The following is a 20292-nucleotide window of genomic DNA, read 5'->3' as shown; positions in this document are numbered from 1 at the left end:
TCGCTTTGTGGGAAAATCCGCGCTCATTTTTTTATACGTCGAGGCGTTCATGTCTTACAGCACCCCAAGCCAAGTAGTGGCTCGTCAACTTGAGTACTTTGAAGGTAAGCATGTATTGCTCGCCGGTGAGCTGGAAGACACTTTCGCCACCGAACTGTGTGAACATGCCGCTAGCGTGAGTATTTTCACCACCAATTTGGCGTACGCGAATCAAATGTCGCGTTACACCCAGTTGGATGTCCAGTTTGGTGATACATACCAAAAAGCACCGAATGTCGACATGGTGTTGTTGTATTGGCCAAAAGCAAAAGCCGAAGCGGAATTCTTGCTTTCGATGCTGATGGCAGCGTTAGGTAAAGACACTGAAATCGTGGTGGTGGGTGAAAACCGCAGTGGTGTTCGCAGCATCGAAAAGATGTTCGCGCCTTACGGCAAAGTCACCAAGTTCGACACTGCCCGCCGATGCAGTTTCTACTGGGGACAATGCATCAACGAACCTACACCATTTGTGCTTGATGCATGGTTTAAAAGCTACCCGCTTTCTCTGGGGCAAGACACCATCACAATTCGCTCATTGCCTGGCGTTTTCAGTCATGGCGAATTAGATGCAGGTAGCAAACTTCTGCTGGACACATTACCACCGCTAAAAGGCACAGTGCTTGACTTTGGTTGTGGCGCTGGCGTTATCGGTACCGCCATTAAACTGCGCTATCCTGATACGCATATCACCATGGTGGATATCAGCGCGCTTGCGGTTGCATCTGCAAAAGAAACCTTACGTTTTAACAATCTTGACGGAGAGGTTTTCGCATCTGATGTATATAGCGCCGTCACGTCAACGTTCGACAGTATCATTAGCAATCCTCCATTCCACGCTGGCTTGAAAACACATTATGCGGCAACGGAAACCTTCCTAGAGAAAGCCACGTCATTTTTGTCGAAACAGGGGCAGTTAATGATTGTGGCAAACAGTTTCCTTCGCTATCCGCCTTTTATCGAAGCGGCATTTGGCCATTGCGACACACCGGCTAAGAACAACAAGTTTGCGATTTATCACGCAATTAAAAACCGTTAAGCCGACAAAGGGCTGTTCGCAGCCCTTCGTTAAAAACGTTAAAACTGAGCACTCGCACGCGCTTCATTGATAACTTACTTGCCAAGAAAAATTAAGTCAGTATAAGGATTTTTGACACGGTCAATCCTGTAAGGCTGCAGTACATAACTCGTCAAAATCGCCAAAATGGGTTAGTGGACTTGCCTTTTGATTTCTTATTTTCAGGCAGAGACATGCAAAAAAAACAGAAGTTCAAGCGACTTCAGCACAAGCTGATGTTAGCTTTTCTGGTGCTGAGTATTACGCCTCTCACCCTGCTGGCTATCTTTTTTCTTGAGTCACATAGCAGCGACTTAGAAACGCAAAGCACCACACACCTCGCATTCCTACGCGACAACAAGCAAGAGCAAATCATTAGCTTCTTCGATGCTCGTCATTCAGAAGTGAAATCTTTTGCGCGCTCAGAACTTGCCACGGCCAGTGGTGGGCGTTTCTATGGGTTAGTCGCCGCATTCCATCAGCTTGGTAAAACACAAGCGCTCGCGCGCGAAGCTGCACGCTTGAGGTACACCGAAAATCCTGACAATCCGCAGCAAAGCACCATTAATGACACCAATTTTATTGGTAGTGAGCGTTATCGATTACTACATAAACGCTACCACTGGGCATTTACCGAACACCTAAAACGTTCAGACTTCACTGACATCTTGCTTGTCGACATTGACGGAAATGTCGTTTACTCAAACCTAAAAGACAACGTCTTTGGGGCAAATTTGTTGTCGCCAGAATGGGTGAATACCGCGGAGGGACAATCTTTCTCCAAGATCAAACGACAAGTCAAAGCACCGTTGGTTGATACTGACAGCACCCCGATCATTTTCAGTGATTTTAAACAATCACCAAACGGCGAAATGATCGCATGGTTTGCAGCACCCATCACTCAGCAAGGCTACCTTCATAGCTACGTGTTGTTTAAGCTGCCAAACACAGCACTTGCCAACATGCTAAATAAAACGCCTGCCGAAACCAGCTACATTTCGACCCTTGTCGTGGGTCGCGACATGCTACCTCGCAACATACTAAGTGAAACGCCGCTTGCGACAGCGTCGAGCAGCGCCATTGATGCCGCGCTCTCGGGTACGCGTGATGTGGGCAGTTTTTTAAGCTCAACCGATGAAAAGGTACTTGGCGCATACTCTCCGGTCGGCGTGTTTGATGAAGAGTGGGCACTTATTCTTGAGCTCCCAGAAGAAGAAGCCTTCTCTCGTATTTATCAGTTGGAGAAAATCTTCATCGTTGTGATGGTGGGGGCTATTTTCCTTGTAGTAGTCGCTTCGCACCTACTTTCAAACTCGATTACCGCACCACTTCTTAGGCTTACATGGGCCGCAGAACAAGTCTCTGCAGGGGACTTAGATCAGAAAATCACGAGCACAGACAGAGAAGATGAGATTGGCCGCCTCGCGGTGAGTTTCGCACGTATGCAGCGCTCTGTTAGGGATAAGCTCGCGTTAATCCGTGAACAGAACAAAGAACTAGAACAGAACATTCAGCTCATTCGCCACAAGAATGATGAGCTCCAGCAAGCAGACCGCATGAAGGATGATTTCCTCGCGACCACGTCACATGAGCTGAGAACGCCTTTGCATGGCATGGTTGGCATTGCAGAGTCCATGCTTGCAGGTGCTGAAGGGCCGCTCCCTGAAAGGCAAAAGCATCAGCTACAGATGATCATTAACAGCGGTCAGCGCTTATCAAACCTGGTGGACGATTTACTCGACTACCACAAAATGCGTTATGGCGATTTAGAAATCAGTCCGCAAGCTGTTGATACAGCCAACGCTGTCCGCCTCGTGATCGAGTTATCAAGCCATTTATTAGGTGGAAAACCGGTTCGGATTATCAATCAAGTGCCGATCGATCTGCCGTTAGTAAAAGCAGACGAACAACGACTTGAGCAAGTGCTATATAACCTGCTCGGCAATGCCATCAAATACACGGATGAAGGCAAGATCATCATCTCAGCGACAGTACTTGATAGCCAACTGCGTATCCAAGTAGTCGACACAGGACAAGGCATTCCATCCGATCAGCTGGAATACATCTTTGAGCCACTCACACAGGCAAAATCAGGCACTTCTGTCTATCGACAGGGCGCAGGTCTTGGTTTATCCATCAGTCGACAGCTTATCGATATCATGGAAGGGCAACTGTATGTCAGCAGCCAACCTATGGTTGGCGCAACGTTCAGCTTCACCTTGCCGCTCGCGACAGAAGAAGACAAAGCCAAGACGCGCTTGGCGAACAATACACACTTTGCCGCGCCTAAAATGGATTCCGATTTACCTGAATGTGCACAACTGCCAGATAACCCTGATGGTCCGCTCATTCTCGTCGTCGATGACGAGCCGGTTAATCTTCAGGTTCTCAACAACTTTCTACGCCTAGAAGGTTACCGCGTTAAAACCGTCGAAAATGGCCGACAAGCGATTGAATCAGTCACTCAAGAAGTGCCTGCACTGATGTTGCTTGATGTGATGATGCCTGAACTGAGTGGCTACGAGGTGTGTTATCACTTACGTGAAAGGCACAGTAGAACAGAGCTCCCGATCATTATGCTTTCCGCACTGAGTCAGGTGCAGGATAAGGTGAAAGGCTTTGATGCGGGCGCGAACGATTACCTGACGAAGCCATTCAACAAAGATGAGTTAAGTGCACGTATCCGAGCCTACGTTAATGCTTCTTTGACGGAACAAGAGCGTGAGCAGAATCGTTTACTGCAAAATGAAATCCACTTCCGCGAGCAAGTTGAAGCTGGATTGCGCGAAGTACAAAACCGCCTTCTTGGCATGCTGGACTCTGCATCAGAAGGCATTTTGTGTGTGCAAGACAACGGCAAAATCAGCTACGCCAATGACGCGTGCAGCAAAGTATTCCACCTAAGTGCGGAACAAATCGAACGCCACCAGCTGAATGACTTCTTGGCGATGGCGTTGCCAGAACCAGAAATGATCCGCGGACATTTCAGTGGGCAGCTCCGCTTTAAGGTAGATAACGACATTGTCACCATAGACAGTGATGTGCTGACCCTGCCTGAATCATCAGGTATGCAGATGATGTTGATTTTAAATACAGGATTAAAAGCCTCGTCGCAGCGCGTTCAGTTGCTCGAAAGCGCTGTTGAAGCACTCTCTGACTACGCGTTTGACGGTGACCAAGGCAAGCTTCAAGAACTACGCGAATTAGGCGGAGAGTTCACCCGCATGGCCGACAAATTCTCCAGCGACAAACCGGATAAGGCTGATGTACTGCGAGAAACGTTGGTGAAAGTCATGCTGGTCACATTGAATTATTGGAGCAATTCAACCGGAAAAACCAAGTTTGATTTAGCAGAAGAAAGCGGCTTGTGGCGTGTTTACCTTGACAGAAGCACACTGCAAACACGGACCTTAGATAAGTATCTTCACGTTGAAACCGTGCCAAAATCCCCGCGTTGGCGCACCGTCATCAACACGATTGACTACGTCTTAGAACGCTGCGAGAGCGAAACAACAGAGCGCGGCGAACTTGCAATGCTACGAGATAAGCTGCAATCGCTTATCACACGTTAGGCGCGTTTTATCCTCCGGCATTACCACGCACCAACGCCATATAAAGCCCCTTCAGGGGCTTTATTTTTATCTATTCCCCCTAAGTCATACATGCCGATTTAATTCTTCTCGGCTTGGGCTAGAAACACCTGAGATACCCAATTTCACGCTGTAAGCCTTCCAGACCCGATTGATACTGACGCGAAATACAAACCTCAGACAATGCCCAAACATGCCCCTAAAACCCGCAAACGACTCACCGTGACGCCAAGTTTAAATAAGACCGACCCCAATAAGAGAAACAGGAGGAAGAACTTATTTTTCGCCGTAAAAGACGTGTTTGAAAACGAAGGTATTGGTTGGGTATATCGTGATTTTACCGCCGTAAAATCGGCGATAAATCACACAACCCTGACTTCTACGTGAGTTTAATTCCGTTTATGAGAAGAGACTCACAACAAACCAGAGTGCGAAATTTTCAGCAAAAAATTAACGCGATGAACAAATGGAGATCCTGATCAACATAGCCTGCAAAAATCCAACCCCTCCATTTAAAACGGGGATTTAAATGATAGTACACACTAACTTTTCATATCTAAAACTTATCAAAAAGTACGAAAATTGACCTAAATCAACCGTCTGTGTTTTGCACTAAAAATGTAGGTTTTAACGTTTTTGACAGGGTCTTACGTGGTTTTGACGTTTTTAACGGGAAACTCAATTGACCCAAAATCAGAACAGGAGTTTCCTTAAGTGGCACTGAGCCTGCACGGCCATTTGGATAACCAAGATCACTTGCCTGGTTGTTCATAGCGGGGTCGGGCCTGACCACAATGATTACGGTCAGAACCAAGTGGAACAAAGCAACTAGTAAGGAACAGCTATGCTTGCCAATCTTAAGAAAACAAAACTAGCAGTAGCCGTCGTTGCGGCCGCAGCGTCTGCACTGGCAGCACCAACTGTTTTAGCAGCTGAAAAAAGCCAGCTAACAGTGGTACCTCAGTTCTACCCTACATTAGTTCAAAACTTTAACCCTTTCCTAGAGTCTGCACTAAACACAACGACTGAGTTTGTTTACGAGCCGCTGGTAATCTTTAACCAGATGCAAGGTAACAGCCCAGTAATGCGTTTGGCACAAGACTACTACATGTCTGACGACCTAATGGAAGTGACTTTTGTCATCCGTGACGGCGCTAAATGGTCTGACGGTAAAGCTTTCACTGCGAAAGACGTGGCTTACACAGTTGAGCTACTTCAAGCGAAGCCAGAGCTTGACCGTACTGGTCTAAACAAATGGGTTAAAGAAGTTAAAGTTGATGGCAACAAAGCTATCTTCTCTCTAACTCAAGCTTCTTCTAACGCACCATTCGAAATTGTTAAGGCACCTATCGTTCCTGAGCACGTTTGGAGCAAAGTGAAGAACCCTGAGTCTTTCGCTAACGAAAACCCAGTAGGTTCTGGTGCGTTCACTGAGATCGACACCTTCACCTCTTCTTTGTATGTTCAGTGTCGTAACCCTAACTACTGGGACAACGACAACCTGGAAGTTGACTGTCTACGCGTTCCACAGATCGCAGGTAACGACCAACTGCTAGCTAAAGTTATCAACTCTGAGCTTGATTGGACTTCTTCATTCATCCCAGATATCGATAGCACTTATGCTGCAGCGAATCCAAACCACAAATACTGGTACCCAGCTGCGGGCACCCAGTCTTTCCTACTGAACTACAAGTCGCCTAAAGAAGGTAACAACGAAGCAATCAACGATGTTGATTTCCGTCGTGCATTCTCTATGGCTCTTGACCGTCAAACCATCATCGACATCGCTTTCTACGGCAATGGTAAACCAAACGACTATGCGTCTGGTCTAGGTGATGCATTCGAGTCATGGGCTGATAAAGGCACTTACAACAAGTACAAAGGTTTCAATACCTTCGATGCTGCTGGCGCGAAAGCATTGCTTAAGAAAGCTGGCTACAAAGACATCAATGGTGACGGTTTCGTAGAAACCCCATCAGGTAAAGAACTGAAGCTTGAAATTCAATCGCCTAACGGCTGGACTGACTTCAACAACACAGTTCAACTGTCTGTTGAACAATTGAATGATGTTGGCATCGACGCAGTAGCGCGTACTCCAGACTTCCCTGTGTATAACTCAGCGATGGCTAACGCGACTTATGACGTTGCTTACACCAACTTCTTCCACGGTCCAGATCCACACGTTTACTGGAATGACGGCTTCAACTCAGCGTTCCAAGACGGTGAAGGTCTACCACGCTTCGCGATGCACCATTACAAAAATGCAGAATTGGATAAGCTACTAAACAGCTTCTACAAAACTTCAGACCGTGATGAGCAGTTGAAAATTGCTCACGGTATTCAGCAAATCATCGCTGAAAACCAAATCACTGTTCCTGTAATGTCTGGTGCGTTCAACTTCCAGTACAACACTACCCGCTTCGACGGTTGGTGGAACGAGAACAACGCTAAAGGCCGTCCAATGATTTGGGCTGGTGTTCAAGAGCGTGTTCTTCAAGTTCTGGACCTGAAACCTAAGTCATAAGTTCTACGTAGTTTGCGGTGCGCGCCCTGCGCACCGCCTTTCCCCCCTCCTTTTATATTTATGGCAGATTCTGTCAGGGGAAGGGTTTGTCCTAAATTCGGTAGCAGGACGCTACTGGTTTGGAAAGGTGTGAGTGATGGGTTATTTCCTACGACGTCTGACGTTCTATTTTATTGCTTTTCTCGTGGCTGCCACGATCAACTTTATTCTTCCTCGGGCGATGCCTGGTGACCCAGTCACCATGATGTTTGCTAACGCAACCGTACAGGTTACGCCAGAGCGTATCGCGGCAATGACCAAGCTACTTGGCTTTGTTGATGGTCCTCTCTACGAGCAATACTTCACGTACATTAAAAGTATCCTGAGCTGGAACCTGGGTATCTCTATCCAGACTTACCCGCAAACTGTAAATGCCATGCTTGGCAACGCAGTGGGCTGGTCTCTGTTCCTAGCAGGTACTGCTGTTATTCTTTCTTTCTGTATTGGTTCTGTACTGGGCATCTTCGCTGCTTGGAAACGCGGTAGCCGATACGACGCATTCATTTCTCCAGCCATGCTTGTTGTTCAGGCGGTACCGCCTGTCGTAACAGCCATGATTGTGCTTTATACCTTTGCTATCGGCTTAAAATGGTTCCCAACCAGTTACGCCTATACACCGGGTACGATGGCTGACTGGACAAGCCTCGCGTTCTATAAAGACATTGCTTACCACGCTGTTCTTCCACTTTTCTGTGCAACCATTATTCAGATTGGTGGCTTCCTCATCGCCATGCGTAACAACATGATTAACCTTCTTAATGAAGATTACATCACCATGGCTAAAGGTAAGGGGTTGTCTGACAATCGCGTTGTCTTTAACTACGCCGCTCGAAACGCACTATTGCCAAGTGTTACCGCACTTTCAATGGCGCTAGGTATGGCAATCGGTGGCCAGATGATTGTCGAAATCATCTTCAACTACCCAGGTCTTGGTACTGTTTTGCTTAACGCAATCAACAGCCGTGACTATCAAGTTCTTCAGGGCCAGCTTCTGATCATGACCTTGTTCATGCTGTTCTTTAACTTCCTAGCTGACTTGCTCATCGTTGCTCTCGACCCACGTCTGCGTAAGGGAGGCAAATAATCATGAAAGGTCTTATTACTCTTCTAAAAGGTAACCCTAAGGCACTGTTTGGTGTGGTTATTCTTTCGGTATTCATCTTAGGTGCCATCTTTGCTCCTCTTATCACAAGCTATGCGCCTGATAAGAAGACTGGCGGCCCACACGAATACCCTGCGTTTATTGTAAAAGCGGCACAATCAAGCCCTGATGGCTGGATCGCGGAAAACCTTGCAGATAACCGTCGTACGCTTCTTCTTTCCAAGAAAGCTGAACACGTACTCGGCACCTCTCGCATGGGTCGTGATATCTGGTCTCAAGTTGTATACGGCGCGCGCGTTTCGCTAGCTGTTGGCTTTGGTGCTGGTCTTCTTGTGTGTTTCCTAGCAACAGCAATTGGTGTTTCCGCAGGTTACTTCGGTGGTCGAGTGGATGATGTGTTGTCGGCAGCCATGAACATCATGTTGGTTCTGCCTCAATATCCATTGCTCTTCGTTATCGCCGCCTTTATTGGTCAGTCGGGCCCTCTCACCATCACCTTGGTTATCGGCCTCACCTCCTGGGCGTGGGGTGCGAGGGTTGTGCGAGCACAAACCTTATCAATCCGCGAAAAAGAATTTGTTAAAGCCGCAGAGGTATTAGGCGAATCAACGTGGCGCATCATCTTCGTTGAGATTCTTCCAAACCTTATCTCAATCGTCGGCGCGAGCTTCATCGGCTCGGTCATGCTGGCCATCATGACGGAAGCGGTTATCTCCTTCCTAGGCATGGGCGACCCGAATACCGTGAGCTGGGGCGTCATGCTTTACAACGTACAAACGTCTTCTTCTATGATTATCGGCGCTTGGTGGGAGCTGTTGGCTCCATGTATCGCACTGACTCTGGTTGCGACTGGTCTTGCAATGCTTAACTTCGCGGTCGATGAAATTGCTAACCCGCAGCTTCGTGCTCAAAAAGGCATGAAACGCTGGAAGAAAATGCAAGAAGACGAGCAAAAATCACGTAGCCAGGCTGAACTTGCTCCTCAAAATGCAGTACTGAGCGGAGAAAAATAATGACTGATCCACAACTATCAATCCGCAACCTATGTGTTGACTATATTACCGACGCGGGCGATGTCCGCGCGGTAAACAACGTCAGTTTCGACATTGGTAAAGGCGAAGTATTTGGTCTAGCTGGTGAATCTGGCTGTGGTAAATCAACCGTTGCAATGTCCTTGATGCGTCTTCATAAGCCACCTGCATTCATCAGTGGCGGCGAAGTGTTGTTCAACGGCGAAGACATCATGAAGTACAGCGACGAACGCATGAGCCGTTTCCGCTGGAAAGAAGTGTCAATGGTGTTCCAGTCTGCGATGAACGCACTGAACCCTGTATTGACCATGGAAGAGCAATTCTGTGACGTGATTATGCGTCACACCAACATGACGCGTGAACAAGCGGTTCGCCGCGCAGAAGGCCTACTGGAGATCGTTGATATCCATGCTAGCCGTCTTCGCGACTTCCCACACCAGTTCTCAGGTGGCATGCGTCAGCGTTTGGTTATCGCTATCGCCCTAGCATTGAATCCGAAAATGATCATCATGGATGAGCCAACTACTGCACTCGACGTGGTTGTTCAACGTGAAATCCTTCAAAAGATCCATGCGCTTAAAGAAGAGTTTGGTTTCTCTATCTTGTTCATTACGCACGACCTTTCTTTGATGGTCGAGTTCACTGACCGTATCGGCATCATGTATGCGGGTCAGTTGATTGAGGTAGCACCTGCTAAAGAAATCCTAAAGAACCCGTATCACCCTTACACCGAAGGGCTTGCTAGCTCCTTCCCTCCGCTGACGGGACCAAAAACGCGTCTTACCGGTATTCCAGGCAACCCATTGAACTTGCTTGAAATCCCACAAGGCTGCCGTTTCCAGGCTCGTTGTGGAAAGGCCAAAGACAGCTGTTTCAACGTCGCAAACACCCTGACTCAGGTCGAATCTAACCGTTTCACCAACTGCCACTTGTTCACGAATAAGTGATCTGGCGTTTAGCGACTTGTAGGAGTGAACATGACTAAAGAATTAGGTAACCCGATCATTGAAGGGAAAAATCTGGTTAAAGATTTCCAGATTAACAGCAACGCGCTGAACAAACCTAAAATGCGTGCCTTGAATGATGTGTCATTCAAGCTTTATAAAAGCCGTGGCTTGTCAGTTGTAGGTGAATCTGGTTCAGGTAAATCTACAACGGCGAAAATCATCGCCAAGATGTATGCAGCAACTGCCGGTACGATTGAGTACAAAGGCCGCGACATCGAAACCATCACCAGCAAAAATGACCTGATGCTATACCGTCAGGGCATTCAAATGGTATGGCAAGACCCGTTTGGCTCTTTGAACCCAACACACACTATTTTCCACCACATAGCGCGTCCTTTGAAAATTCACAACAAAGTTGGCAGCAATGCAAAGGAATTGGAAGAGCGTGTCTATGAACTGCTTAATCAAGTAGGCCTAACACCACCAAAAGAAACGGCTGCGAAATACCCGCACCAGCTTTCTGGTGGTCAACGCCAACGTGTCAACTTGGCGCGTAACTTGGCGGTAGGTGCTGAAGTCGTGCTGGCTGACGAACCAACGTCAATGCTTGACGTTTCTATCCGTGCAGGTGTTTTGAACCTGATGGAAGAAATGAAATTCGAGCGTGAAATGGCACTGCTATACATCACGCACGATATCGCAACTGCACGCTACATCGCTGAAGACTTAGCGGTTATGTACGTAGGTCACATGGTTGAGTGGGGCGATTGTGAAGAAATCATCCACCACCCTCAACACCCGTACACCAAGCTGCTTGTTTCTGCGGTGCCTGATCCTTCTAAGTCTATTCACCAGAAACTTGAAGGTAACAAAGGCGAAATCCCTCTTTGGACACCAGATACTCGCGGTTGTCCATTTGCGGGTCGCTGTCTGCATGCTACTGACAAGTGCCGCGAGCAATTGCCGGGTGTAACCAAGCTCTCAGACAACCACTTCGTACGCTGTTACTTGTTCGAATAATTGTTTTTCGAACAGACTATTTAGGAGGAACAATGCAGCTGTTGACCAACCATATCGGCTATGAGCGTTTAGGCAGTAAAAGTGCGCTCATTCTTGCTAAGCATGCCGTAACTGCTGAGCTTGCCGATATTGTGGATTGCCGTACCGGTCAATCCGTGATGCAGCTGCCTGTCTGTGCTTGTGGTCCAGTAGACCAATGGCATACTGGTGATGTTTATAGCATCGACTTCTCCGCACTCGAGCAGTGCGGAGAGTTCTGCGTAAAAGTAGGAGAGACGACCTCTCCTGCTTTTTCTATTGCAGACGGTATTCTTTTTGATCGCACGTTTTCTGATGTGATCCACTACTTTAAATCTCAGCGTTGTACAGGCAAGTTTGATCAATATGATCGCGCCGTTCCACTGCTTGGTTCTGACCAAACAGTTGACGTTCGCGGTGGGTGGTATGATGCTTCTGGCGATGTCAGTAAGTATTTCAGTCACCTTTCCTACGGTAACTATTTAAACCCTCAACAAATTCCAATGATCGTCTGGAATATGCTTCATGCATTAGAAACACTTTCCAACGATGCACCTCGCTTTACCCAAATACGTCTGCACGATGAAGCCCTGTTTGGTGCTGACTTCTTAGTCCGCATGCAAAGTGACAATGGGTACTTCTACACCACAGTGTTTGATAAGTGGAGCAAGGACACAACTCAACGTGAGATCTGTGCTTACGAAACCCAAAAAGGCAACAAAACTGATGCCTACCAAGCGGGATTCCGCCAAGGTGCTGGTGTTGCGATTGCGGCTTTAGCAAAAGCGGCAAGGCTCGGTGAAGGGGCAGATTTTTCCGTTGAAACCTATAAAGACACCGCAGAACGCGGCTATTGGCATTTAAAAGAAAACAATAACGCCTATTTAGATGATGGCTGTGAAAACACCATCGATTTTTACTGTGCTTTGCTTGCCACTGTAGAACTTTACCAATTAACTCAAGACGCGACTTACCTTGATGAATCGCGTTATTGGGCAGCTCGTTTGATCGAGCAGCAAAAAAGCGACGAAAATATCGCACACTTCTGGTCAGCGAACAGTGACGGCTCTCGCCCTTACTATCACGCTGCAGAAGCTGGTCTTCCTGCTATCACATTGATGCAGTATTTGACGATTGAAACGGATGCAACACTAAAAAGTGCGGCACTTCAAACTTTCGTCAACGCATTGAATTTTGAGCTACTTATAACGCATCAAGTCAATAATCCGTTCGGTTATCCAAGGCAGTATGTGAAAAATGTTGAGGGGGCAAAGCGCACTAGCTTTTTTGTCGCTCAGCAAAACGAAACTGGCTATTGGTGGCAGGGTGAGAACGCACGTTTGGGCTCTCTCGCAACCATGGCATTTATGGCAATCTCGTTTGTTGACGATGAATCTTTAAAACATCGTCTGAACACATATGGACAAAATGCTCTGAACTGGATTTTGGGTCTCAACCCTTATGACATGTGCATGCTCGATGGGCACGGAAGAAACAACCCTGATTACCTTCCTGAACTCGGCTTTATCAACGCCAAAGGCGGTGTTTGCAACGGTATTACCGCAGGGTTTGATAACCCGAATGACATCGCCTTCAACCCTGATATTCACAAAGATGACATGCTACAGAACTGGCGCTGGGGCGAACAATGGATCCCACATGCTGGTTGGTACTTGCTGGCGCTGGCAGCACAAAAACAAGCGATGAAAAACGTCACATCTCACGATAAGGCGCTTTCTCATGGCTAATTTCTTTTGTGGTGTGGATGGCGGCGGCACGTCATGTCGTGCCCGTATTGTGGATGACAAAGGGACGGTTGTCGGCGAAGCAAAAACTGGCTCCGCCAACATTTTATTGGGCGTAGAGCTGGCGATGTCTTCCATCCAATCCGCAGTCACTCAGGCCGCAGAGCAAGCAGGTATTTCTGATCTTTCTTGCATCTCTGTTGGCCTAGCACTGGCTGGCGCTGAACAAAAATCAGCTTGGCTGGCGTTTATGGCCCAGCCACGCCCTTATCAACACATGACGCTGAATACCGATGGTTACGGCGCTTGCATGGGTGCATTTAAGGGTGAGAACGGTGCCATTGTGATTGCTGGTACTGGCTCAGTCGGCATTGCACTTCAAAACGGCCAGCAAGTAGTTATTGGTGGTCGAGAGTTCCCGATTTCAGATCAGGGTGGCGGCGCTGTGATGGGCCTTCGCCTGATCCAACAAACCTTACTGGCTCATGATGACTTACGTCCTTCATCAGCTCTGTCGGATTATGTTCTTGCACACTTTAACAATGACCTAGACGAGATTGTTACTTGGTCAAAAACAGCAAAACCTCGTGATTACGGCCAATTCAGTCCGAAGATTTTCGAATTGGCCATGCAACGAGATGCGCTCGCTATGGAGTTACTGCAAGGCTCAGCCGACGACGTAGAACGCATCATACTGGGATTGGCCCGTAAAGGTGCTTCACAAATCGCATTAATGGGCAGCATTGGTGAACGCATTGTCGCGTGGTTGTCACCTGCTGCTCAGAGCTTGCTGGTTGAACCCAAGGCGGATGCCATGGCCGGTGCCCTATTAATGGCACACGGTAACCACAACCTCTACCCGCTTTCGAGATAAGCCATGAATTTTCGTTTAGACCTCAACGTGATTGACGTCCAGCAAAATGAAAGTCGCTTTGCGCTGGTACTGCACAATCTCTCAGAAACAAACATTGAACACTGGCAGCTAACGTTTAGCGTTAGTCGCTTTGTTCTTCCTACGAGTGTTTCGCATGGCACATTAAAGCAAGTAGGCAGTCTGTGTACGTTTGAAAGCGGACAGCCACTCAATGCCAATGATCACCTGTATGTAGAATTTAGCCACAGAACTAAGCCTTTCTCTCTTCATGACGAAGGTATCGCTGACGCTTGTTTGCTTGTTACTACCTCAACAGGTGTACAAGCTATTCCAGTCGAAACGACCACGATCAACCTTGGTGCGCAATCTCCTGAACGTGAGCCGCTATCGCTTCCTGAGCCGAAAGACATCAATCTCATTCCACAGCCAAAAGCCATGGTGGTTAAATCCGGCCACTTTGCAATCGCTGACGATTGCGCGATTGCGAGTGATGATGAAGACGCAAAATCAGCGGCACTTTGGCTTTCAGAAGAACTGTCAGACCATTTGCGTCGTGATATTTCAGTCAAACAAGAAGGCCAGATTCGACTTAAGAAAGACGCATCATTAGCACCGTCGAAATACCGATTGAGCGTGTCCTTGAATGCGATAGTCATTACCGCATCAGACAAAAATGGCTTTAGTTATGGCGTAGCTAGCTTACTTCAACTGCTGCCAGTTAACGCCTCTCATCGCCATTACGCTGGGTTCGCGATCCCTTGTGTTGAGATTGAAGATCACCCTCGCTTCGGCTACCGCGGCATGATGTTGGACTGTGCGCGTCACTTCCACCCGCTTCGCCGTGTGAAGGACCTGATCAACCAACTCGCACGCTTGAAATTCAATCATTTTCATTGGCACTTGACCGATGACGAAGGCTGGCGCATTCAGATTGATGCTTACCCAGAGCTCACTGAAATTGGCGCGTGGCGTGGGCCGTTCGAAACCATCGAACCGCAGTACACATCATTGTCAAAGATCCACGGTGGCTTCTACACCAAAGATGAAATTCGCGATGTGATCGCGTATGCCGCTTTACGTGGCATCACAGTCGTCCCAGAGATCGACATTCCTGGGCACTGCCGCGCAGCCATCAAATCACTGCCGCATTTGTTAGTAGAAGAGGCTGATACGTCGGTCTACCGCAGCATTCAGAACTTCACTGACAACATTTTAAATCCGGGTATTGAAGGCACTTACACCTTCTTAGAAACCGTGTTTGATGAAGTGTGTGAATTGTTTCCAAGTCATTTCATTCATGTGGGTGCCGATGAAGTACCTGAAAATGTATGGACTGAAAGCCCGTCATGCCAAGCCTTGATGAAAGAAAAAGGCTATGCAGACAGCAAAGATTTGCAAGGTCACTTGTTACGTCATGTTGAAAAACATCTCGAAGCAAAAGGCAGAAAAATGCTGGGGTGGGAAGAAGTGGTGTTTGGCGACAAAGTCAGCAAAAACACCCTTGTCTTCACATGGGTCAGTGAACAATCTGGCTTGGATTGTATTCGCAATGGCTATGACATTGTGTTGCAACCTGGCCAAGAAACTTATCTCGATATGGCACAAGATTTCTCGGCTGATGAGCCGGGAACAGATTGGGCTGCAAAGATACCGCTTGAAAAAGCATACCACTACGAGCCTTTTTCCCACTCAGACGCCACTCAAAATGATTTTGAGAAGGTGAAAGGTATCCAGTGCGCACTTTGGTGCGAAATGATCAATACCCAAAGCCGCTTTGAATACATGATCTTCCCTCGCCTTTTGGCGATTGCAGAAGTGTGTTGGAGCGCCAAGGAACAGCGAGACTGGGCAGACTTCCAAGCCCGTCTTAGCGGACAACTACAGTACCTGGATCGCCTAGGTATTAACTATCGTCGGTAATAACTTCAATTTTTTTGATTTTGTAGAAGGAAATACGCCATGAATTACGGCTTCTTTGATAACGATAACCGGGAATATGTCATTACCCGTCCTGACGTACCGGCGCCATGGACCAACTATCTGGGTACAGAGAAATTCTGTACCGTGATTTCTCACAATGCGGGTGGTTATTCGTTTTATCAAAGTCCTGAGCACAACCGTGTCACTAAATTCCGTCCAAACGGAACGTTTGACCGCCCTGGACACTTTGTTTACCTGCGTGATGACGAAACTGCAGATTACTGGTCGATCTCTTGGCAACCAGTAGCAAAGAGCCTTGAAGAAGCTTCATACGAAGTTCGTCACGGCCTGTCGTACTCAAAATTCAAGTGTGAATACAAAGGCATCACTGCATCAAAAACCTTGTTTGTACCAAAAGGTGAAGATGCACAGCTTTGGGATATCACGATCAAAAACGACGGCGACAAGCCACGTACGATCAGTGCATTCTCTTTCGTTGAGTTCTCATTCAGCCACATCCAATCTGACAACCAAAACCATCAGATGAGCTTGTACTCTGCAGGCACATCTTATGAAGATGGCGTGATTGAATACAACCTGTATTACAACACCAATGATTACGATGGCTTCTACTACATGGCAGCAAGCTTCGACCCTGACAGCTACGACGGTCAGCGCGACAGCTTCCTAGGCATGTACCGTGATGAAGCAAACCCAATTGCCGTTGAAAAAGGCCGTTGTTCTAACCACGTACAAACCTGTTACAACCATTGTGGTTCTCTGCATAAGCAATTCGTCATCCAACCAGGTGAAGAAGTTCGCTTCGTTTACATCCTGGGTGTAGGCAAAGGCGAAGGCCAACGTCTACGTAAGAAATACCAAGATTTTGCTAACGTTGACGCTGCATTTGCTGGCATCAAAGAGCACTGGGACACGCGTTGCAACAAGTTCCGCGTATCATCGCCAAACGAAGGCCTAGACACCATGATCAATGCTTGGACATTGTACCAAGCAGAAACCTGTGTGGTTTGGTCTCGCTTTGCATCGTTCATCGAAGTAGGCGGTCGTACTGGTCTTGGTTACCGTGACACCGCGCAAGATGCGATTTCAGTCCCTCACTCAAACCCTGAGATGACCCGTAAACGTCTTGTTGATCTGCTACGCGGCCAAGTGAAAGCTGGCTACGGTTTGCACCTGTTCGATCCAGATTGGTTCGATCCAGCTAAAGCTGACGTGAAACCATCTAAGTCGCCAACAGTTGTACCAACACCAAGCGACGAAGATAAGATCCACGGCATCGATGACACCTGTTCTGACGATCACTTATGGATCGTGCCAACGATCATCAAATACGTCACCGAGACCGGTGAAGAGAGCTTCCTAGACGCAACCATTCCATATGCAGACGGCGGCAACGCAACTGTTTATGAGCACATGAAAGCGGCGCTAGATTTCTCTGCAGAATACGTGGGTCAAACCGGTATCTGTAAAGGTCTACGCGCAGACTGGAACGACTGTCTAAACCTAGGCGGTGGTGAATCAGCAATGGTTTCGTTCCTTCACTTCTGGGCGCTGCAAGAGTTCATTACTCTAGCGAAACACAAAGGCCAAGATGCTGACGTTCAGAAATACACTGAAATGGCAGCGAACGTACGCGAAGCGTGTGAAAAACACCTTTGGGACGAAGAAGGTGGCTGGTACATCCGTGGTCTAACTAAAGACGGCGACAAAATCGGTACCGCGCAACAAACTGAAGGCCGTATTCACTTAGAGTCGAATACGTTGGCTGTGCTTTCTGGTATGGCATCGCAAGACCGTGGCGAAAAAGCCATGGATGCCGTTGATGAGAACTTGTTCTCTGAATACGGCTTGCACCTAAACTCACCGTCTTTCTCAACGCCAAACGATGACATCGGCTTCGTTACCCGCGTTTACCAAGGCGTGAAAGAAAACGGCGCTATTTTCTCGCATCCAAACCCATGGGCATGGGTAGCGGAAGCGAAACTGGGCCGTGGTGACCGTGCAATGAAGTTCTACGATGCACTTAATCCGTACAACCAAAACGACATGATTGAAAAGCGTGTTGCTGAACCTTACTCATACGTTCAGTTCATCATGGGTCGTGACCACGAGAACCATGGCCGTGCAAACCACCCTTGGCTAACAGGCACATCAGGTTGGGCTTACTTCGCAGTAACCAACTTCATTCTGGGCGTACAAGTTGGCTTTGATGGCCTAAGCGTTAACCCTTGTATTCCAACAGAATGGCCTGGATTTGAAGTAAACCGCGAATGGCGCGGTGCAACTTACCAAATCAAGGTAGAAAACCCGAACGGCGTAAGCAAAGGCGTAAAAGCTATCACTTTGAACGGTGAAGTTGTTACCGGCGCTATCCCAGCACAAGCTGAAGGCTCTGTGAACGTTGTTAACGTTGTAATGGGCTAACAAAAAAAGGAGGGCACTTTTGCCCTCCTTTTTTATTCCTGTTTAGAAAGGAGCTCTATCATGATTCAATTTGGTACAGGCGGATGGCGCGCCTTCATCGGTGAAGAATTTACCAAAGACAACGTTCGTCTCGTGGCGCAATCTCTTGCGAACATCATGATCACCGAAAATGCTTGTGATCCAGGGTTCGTGATTGGTTACGATCGTCGTTTTCTCTCTGACAAAGCTGCTGCATGGTTTGCAGAAGTGCTTGCTGCAAATGGCATCACTGTCAGCTTCATCGATAAATACGTTCCAACCCCAATCGTCATGTTCAAAGCAAAGCAGATGGAAACACACTACTCTGCGTGTATCACAGCGTCTCACAACCCTGCGGACTACAACGGCATCAAAGTGTTCATTCAAGGTGGTCGTGATGCAGACGAAGTCATTACGGCAAAAATCGAAGAACAAGTCGGTCAGCTGAAAGACACTGACGTGAAATCAATGGATTTCGAAGACGCGCAAGCCAAAGGGCTGGTTAAGATCATCAACCCAATGAACGAATTCGTTGATTCGATCATTGATTTTATTGATATCGAGGCGATTAAAGCCGCTAACCTTCGCGTGCTGATTGACCCAATGTTTGGTGTGGCTAAAAATGCCCTGCAAACTGTTTTGATTTCAGGCCGTTGTGACGTTGACGTAATCAACGATGGTGAAAACCCAGGGTTTGGTGGCGTAATGCCTTCACCAAACGCTGCAACCCTTTACCGTTTGAAGCACATGGTTGCTCACGAGGGCTATGACATCGGTATCGGTACAGATGGTGATGCTGACCGTCTTGGTATCATTGATGAAAAAGGTAACTTCATTCATCCGAACGAAGTGTTGCTGCTTCTCTATTACTACATGTTGGAATACAAGGGCTTAAAAGGCTCCGTTGTTCGCAACATCGCAACGACTCACCTTCTGGATAAAGTGGCTGCTGACCACAATGAGAAAAGCTTTGAAGTGCCTGTTGGCTTCAAACACATCAGCTCGCAAATGGAAGCGGATGATTCTCTGATCGGCGGTGAGAGCTCGGGCGGTCTCACGATCCGTGGCCACATCAAAGGTAAAGATGGCGTATTTGCTTCAAGCTTACTGGTCGAAATGATCAGTGTAACAGGCAAGAAACTGTCTGAAATGCTTGATGAAATCTACGGAAAATACGGCTATGCCTATACAGCAGAAGGCGACTGTACATTCAAAGCATCTAAACGCGACAGCCTTTACAATCGTATCTATGTAGATAAAGAGTTGCCTGAGTTTGCTTACGAAGTTGAAAAGGTTAGCTATGCCGATGGCTTGAAGGTGTACTTCAAAAATGGCGGCTGGGCATTAGCTCGCTTCTCAGGCACTGAGCCACTGCTGCGTATTTTCGTAGAATGGGAAGACAAAGAAACTGCAGAAGCACTTGTTAGTCAGATTAAGTCCTTCCTAAAAGTTTAAAATAATTATCAACTCGTTGATTTTAAAGGGTAGCCATCGCTACCCTTTTTTGACTGAGCTTTAACGCATTACGCACTCACGATAAGACAATTCATCCCACACCAACATGGCATCTTTGCCTTTGGTATATAGTCCTGTTTCTTTATCTTCTGATTCATACTGAGCACCAGACGCCGCTCGAATTCTTGGTATTTCTCTTTGTTCATCGTTAATACGAATGACTGCATTGTCTGATGTCACCATTGCATCGAACCCAAAGCCATCTTCGCACGTGAATTGGTGAGGCAACGACGAGCTACAAGCCGTCACGAGTGTCGATACTAAACAAAGGCCCATTATTTTTTTCATCTCACTCTCCTTTAACTAAACCGCGACATCCATATGATTCCATGCTCATAACTATATGGCTATTTGGTTGGTCACAATGCGCAAAGTTATTTAGTCAAAAAAGACGAGAGTGCGAGAGTGCGA

General features: G+C 47.4%; 13 protein-coding genes. 12 read left to right on the top strand and 1 reads right to left on the bottom strand.

What is annotated here, in order from left to right:
- Positions 1 to 49: 49 nt before the first annotated feature.
- From rsmC to BCT27_RS10865, 12 genes are all read left to right on the top strand, one after another.
- Entirely contained in the window at positions 50 to 1075 is a 1026-nt protein-coding gene (rsmC, locus tag BCT27_RS10925) for a 16S rRNA (guanine(1207)-N(2))-methyltransferase RsmC (protein ID WP_102395816.1), read from the top strand.
- 212 nt (positions 1076 to 1287) lie between these two features.
- Positions 1288 to 4665, top strand: a complete 3378-nt coding sequence (locus BCT27_RS10920) for a response regulator (RefSeq protein ID WP_102317402.1) — start codon at positions 1288 to 1290, stop codon at positions 4663 to 4665.
- A gap of 862 nt (positions 4666 to 5527) precedes the next feature.
- Positions 5528 to 7207, top strand: coding sequence for an ABC transporter substrate-binding protein (locus tag BCT27_RS10910; RefSeq protein WP_102317400.1), 1680 nt, complete (start codon positions 5528 to 5530; stop codon positions 7205 to 7207).
- Between the two features lie 136 nt (positions 7208 to 7343).
- A complete protein-coding gene (locus tag BCT27_RS10905; protein WP_102317399.1) occupies positions 7344 to 8330 on the top strand; it encodes an ABC transporter permease in 987 nt (328 codons plus the stop codon).
- 2 nt (positions 8331 to 8332) lie between these two features.
- Positions 8333 to 9361, top strand: coding sequence for an ABC transporter permease (locus BCT27_RS10900; RefSeq protein ID WP_102317398.1), 1029 nt, complete (start codon positions 8333 to 8335; stop codon positions 9359 to 9361).
- Positions 9361 to 10326, top strand: a complete 966-nt coding sequence (locus BCT27_RS10895; RefSeq protein ID WP_102317397.1) for an ABC transporter ATP-binding protein — start codon at positions 9361 to 9363, stop codon at positions 10324 to 10326. The genes BCT27_RS10900 and BCT27_RS10895 overlap by 1 nt, the downstream gene beginning before the upstream one ends.
- A 30-nt stretch (positions 10327 to 10356) precedes the next feature.
- Complete coding sequence (locus BCT27_RS10890; RefSeq protein ID WP_102391811.1) at positions 10357 to 11346, top strand: ABC transporter ATP-binding protein; 990 nt, start codon at positions 10357 to 10359, stop codon at positions 11344 to 11346.
- Positions 11347 to 11378: 32 nt separating this feature from the next.
- A complete protein-coding gene (locus BCT27_RS10885; protein ID WP_102395815.1) occupies positions 11379 to 13112 on the top strand; it encodes a glycoside hydrolase family 9 protein in 1734 nt (577 codons plus the stop codon).
- Positions 13105 to 13983, top strand: coding sequence for a glucosamine kinase nucleotide-binding domain-containing protein (locus tag BCT27_RS10880; RefSeq protein ID WP_102395814.1), 879 nt, complete (start codon positions 13105 to 13107; stop codon positions 13981 to 13983). Before BCT27_RS10885 ends, BCT27_RS10880 begins: the two co-directional genes overlap by 8 nt.
- 3 nt (positions 13984 to 13986) lie before the next feature.
- On the top strand, positions 13987 to 15903 hold the full coding sequence (locus tag BCT27_RS10875) for a beta-N-acetylhexosaminidase (protein WP_102395813.1): 1917 nt from the start codon (positions 13987 to 13989) through the stop codon (positions 15901 to 15903).
- 39 nt (positions 15904 to 15942) lie between these two features.
- Positions 15943 to 18348 (top strand): glycoside hydrolase family 94 protein, encoded by a 2406-nt coding sequence (locus BCT27_RS10870; protein ID WP_102395812.1) that lies wholly within the window; start codon positions 15943 to 15945, stop codon positions 18346 to 18348.
- A gap of 60 nt (positions 18349 to 18408) precedes the next feature.
- Positions 18409 to 19821 carry a phosphoglucomutase/phosphomannomutase family protein gene (locus BCT27_RS10865; protein WP_102395811.1) on the top strand — a complete coding sequence of 471 codons (1413 nt, stop codon included), beginning with the start codon at positions 18409 to 18411 and terminating at the stop codon, positions 19819 to 19821.
- 60 nt (positions 19822 to 19881) lie between these two features.
- On the opposite strand, the gene BCT27_RS10860 is transcribed toward BCT27_RS10865, so the two are convergent.
- A complete protein-coding gene (locus BCT27_RS10860; RefSeq protein ID WP_102317390.1) occupies positions 19882 to 20169 on the bottom strand; it encodes an MliC family protein in 288 nt (95 codons plus the stop codon).
- Between the last annotated feature and the right edge of the window lie 123 nt (positions 20170 to 20292).

Origin of the sequence: Enterovibrio norvegicus, assembly GCF_002876705.1 — a bacterium.
GTDB lineage: Bacteria > Pseudomonadota > Gammaproteobacteria > Enterobacterales > Vibrionaceae > Enterovibrio > Enterovibrio norvegicus_B.
This window is presented reverse-complemented; position numbering and strand designations above follow the sequence as displayed.

Coding starts and splice junctions, on each gene's coding strand:
- BCT27_RS10885 (WP_102395815.1), top strand. CDS start 11,379: ATGCAGCTGTTGACCAACCATATCGGCTATGAGCGTTTAGGCAGTAAA.
- BCT27_RS10875 (WP_102395813.1), top strand. CDS start 13,987: ATGAATTTTCGTTTAGACCTCAACGTGATTGACGTCCAGCAAAATGAA.
- BCT27_RS10920 (WP_102317402.1), top strand. CDS start 1,288: ATGCAAAAAAAACAGAAGTTCAAGCGACTTCAGCACAAGCTGATGTTA.
- BCT27_RS10865 (WP_102395811.1), top strand. CDS start 18,409: ATGATTCAATTTGGTACAGGCGGATGGCGCGCCTTCATCGGTGAAGAA.
- BCT27_RS10905 (WP_102317399.1), top strand. CDS start 7,344: ATGGGTTATTTCCTACGACGTCTGACGTTCTATTTTATTGCTTTTCTC.
- BCT27_RS10895 (WP_102317397.1), top strand. CDS start 9,361: ATGACTGATCCACAACTATCAATCCGCAACCTATGTGTTGACTATATT.
- BCT27_RS10910 (WP_102317400.1), top strand. CDS start 5,528: ATGCTTGCCAATCTTAAGAAAACAAAACTAGCAGTAGCCGTCGTTGCG.
- BCT27_RS10880 (WP_102395814.1), top strand. CDS start 13,105: ATGGCTAATTTCTTTTGTGGTGTGGATGGCGGCGGCACGTCATGTCGT.
- BCT27_RS10860 (WP_102317390.1), bottom strand. CDS start 20,169: ATGAAAAAAATAATGGGCCTTTGTTTAGTATCGACACTCGTGACGGCT.
- BCT27_RS10900 (WP_102317398.1), top strand. CDS start 8,333: ATGAAAGGTCTTATTACTCTTCTAAAAGGTAACCCTAAGGCACTGTTT.
- BCT27_RS10870 (WP_102395812.1), top strand. CDS start 15,943: ATGAATTACGGCTTCTTTGATAACGATAACCGGGAATATGTCATTACC.
- rsmC (WP_102395816.1), top strand. CDS start 50: ATGTCTTACAGCACCCCAAGCCAAGTAGTGGCTCGTCAACTTGAGTAC.
- BCT27_RS10890 (WP_102391811.1), top strand. CDS start 10,357: ATGACTAAAGAATTAGGTAACCCGATCATTGAAGGGAAAAATCTGGTT.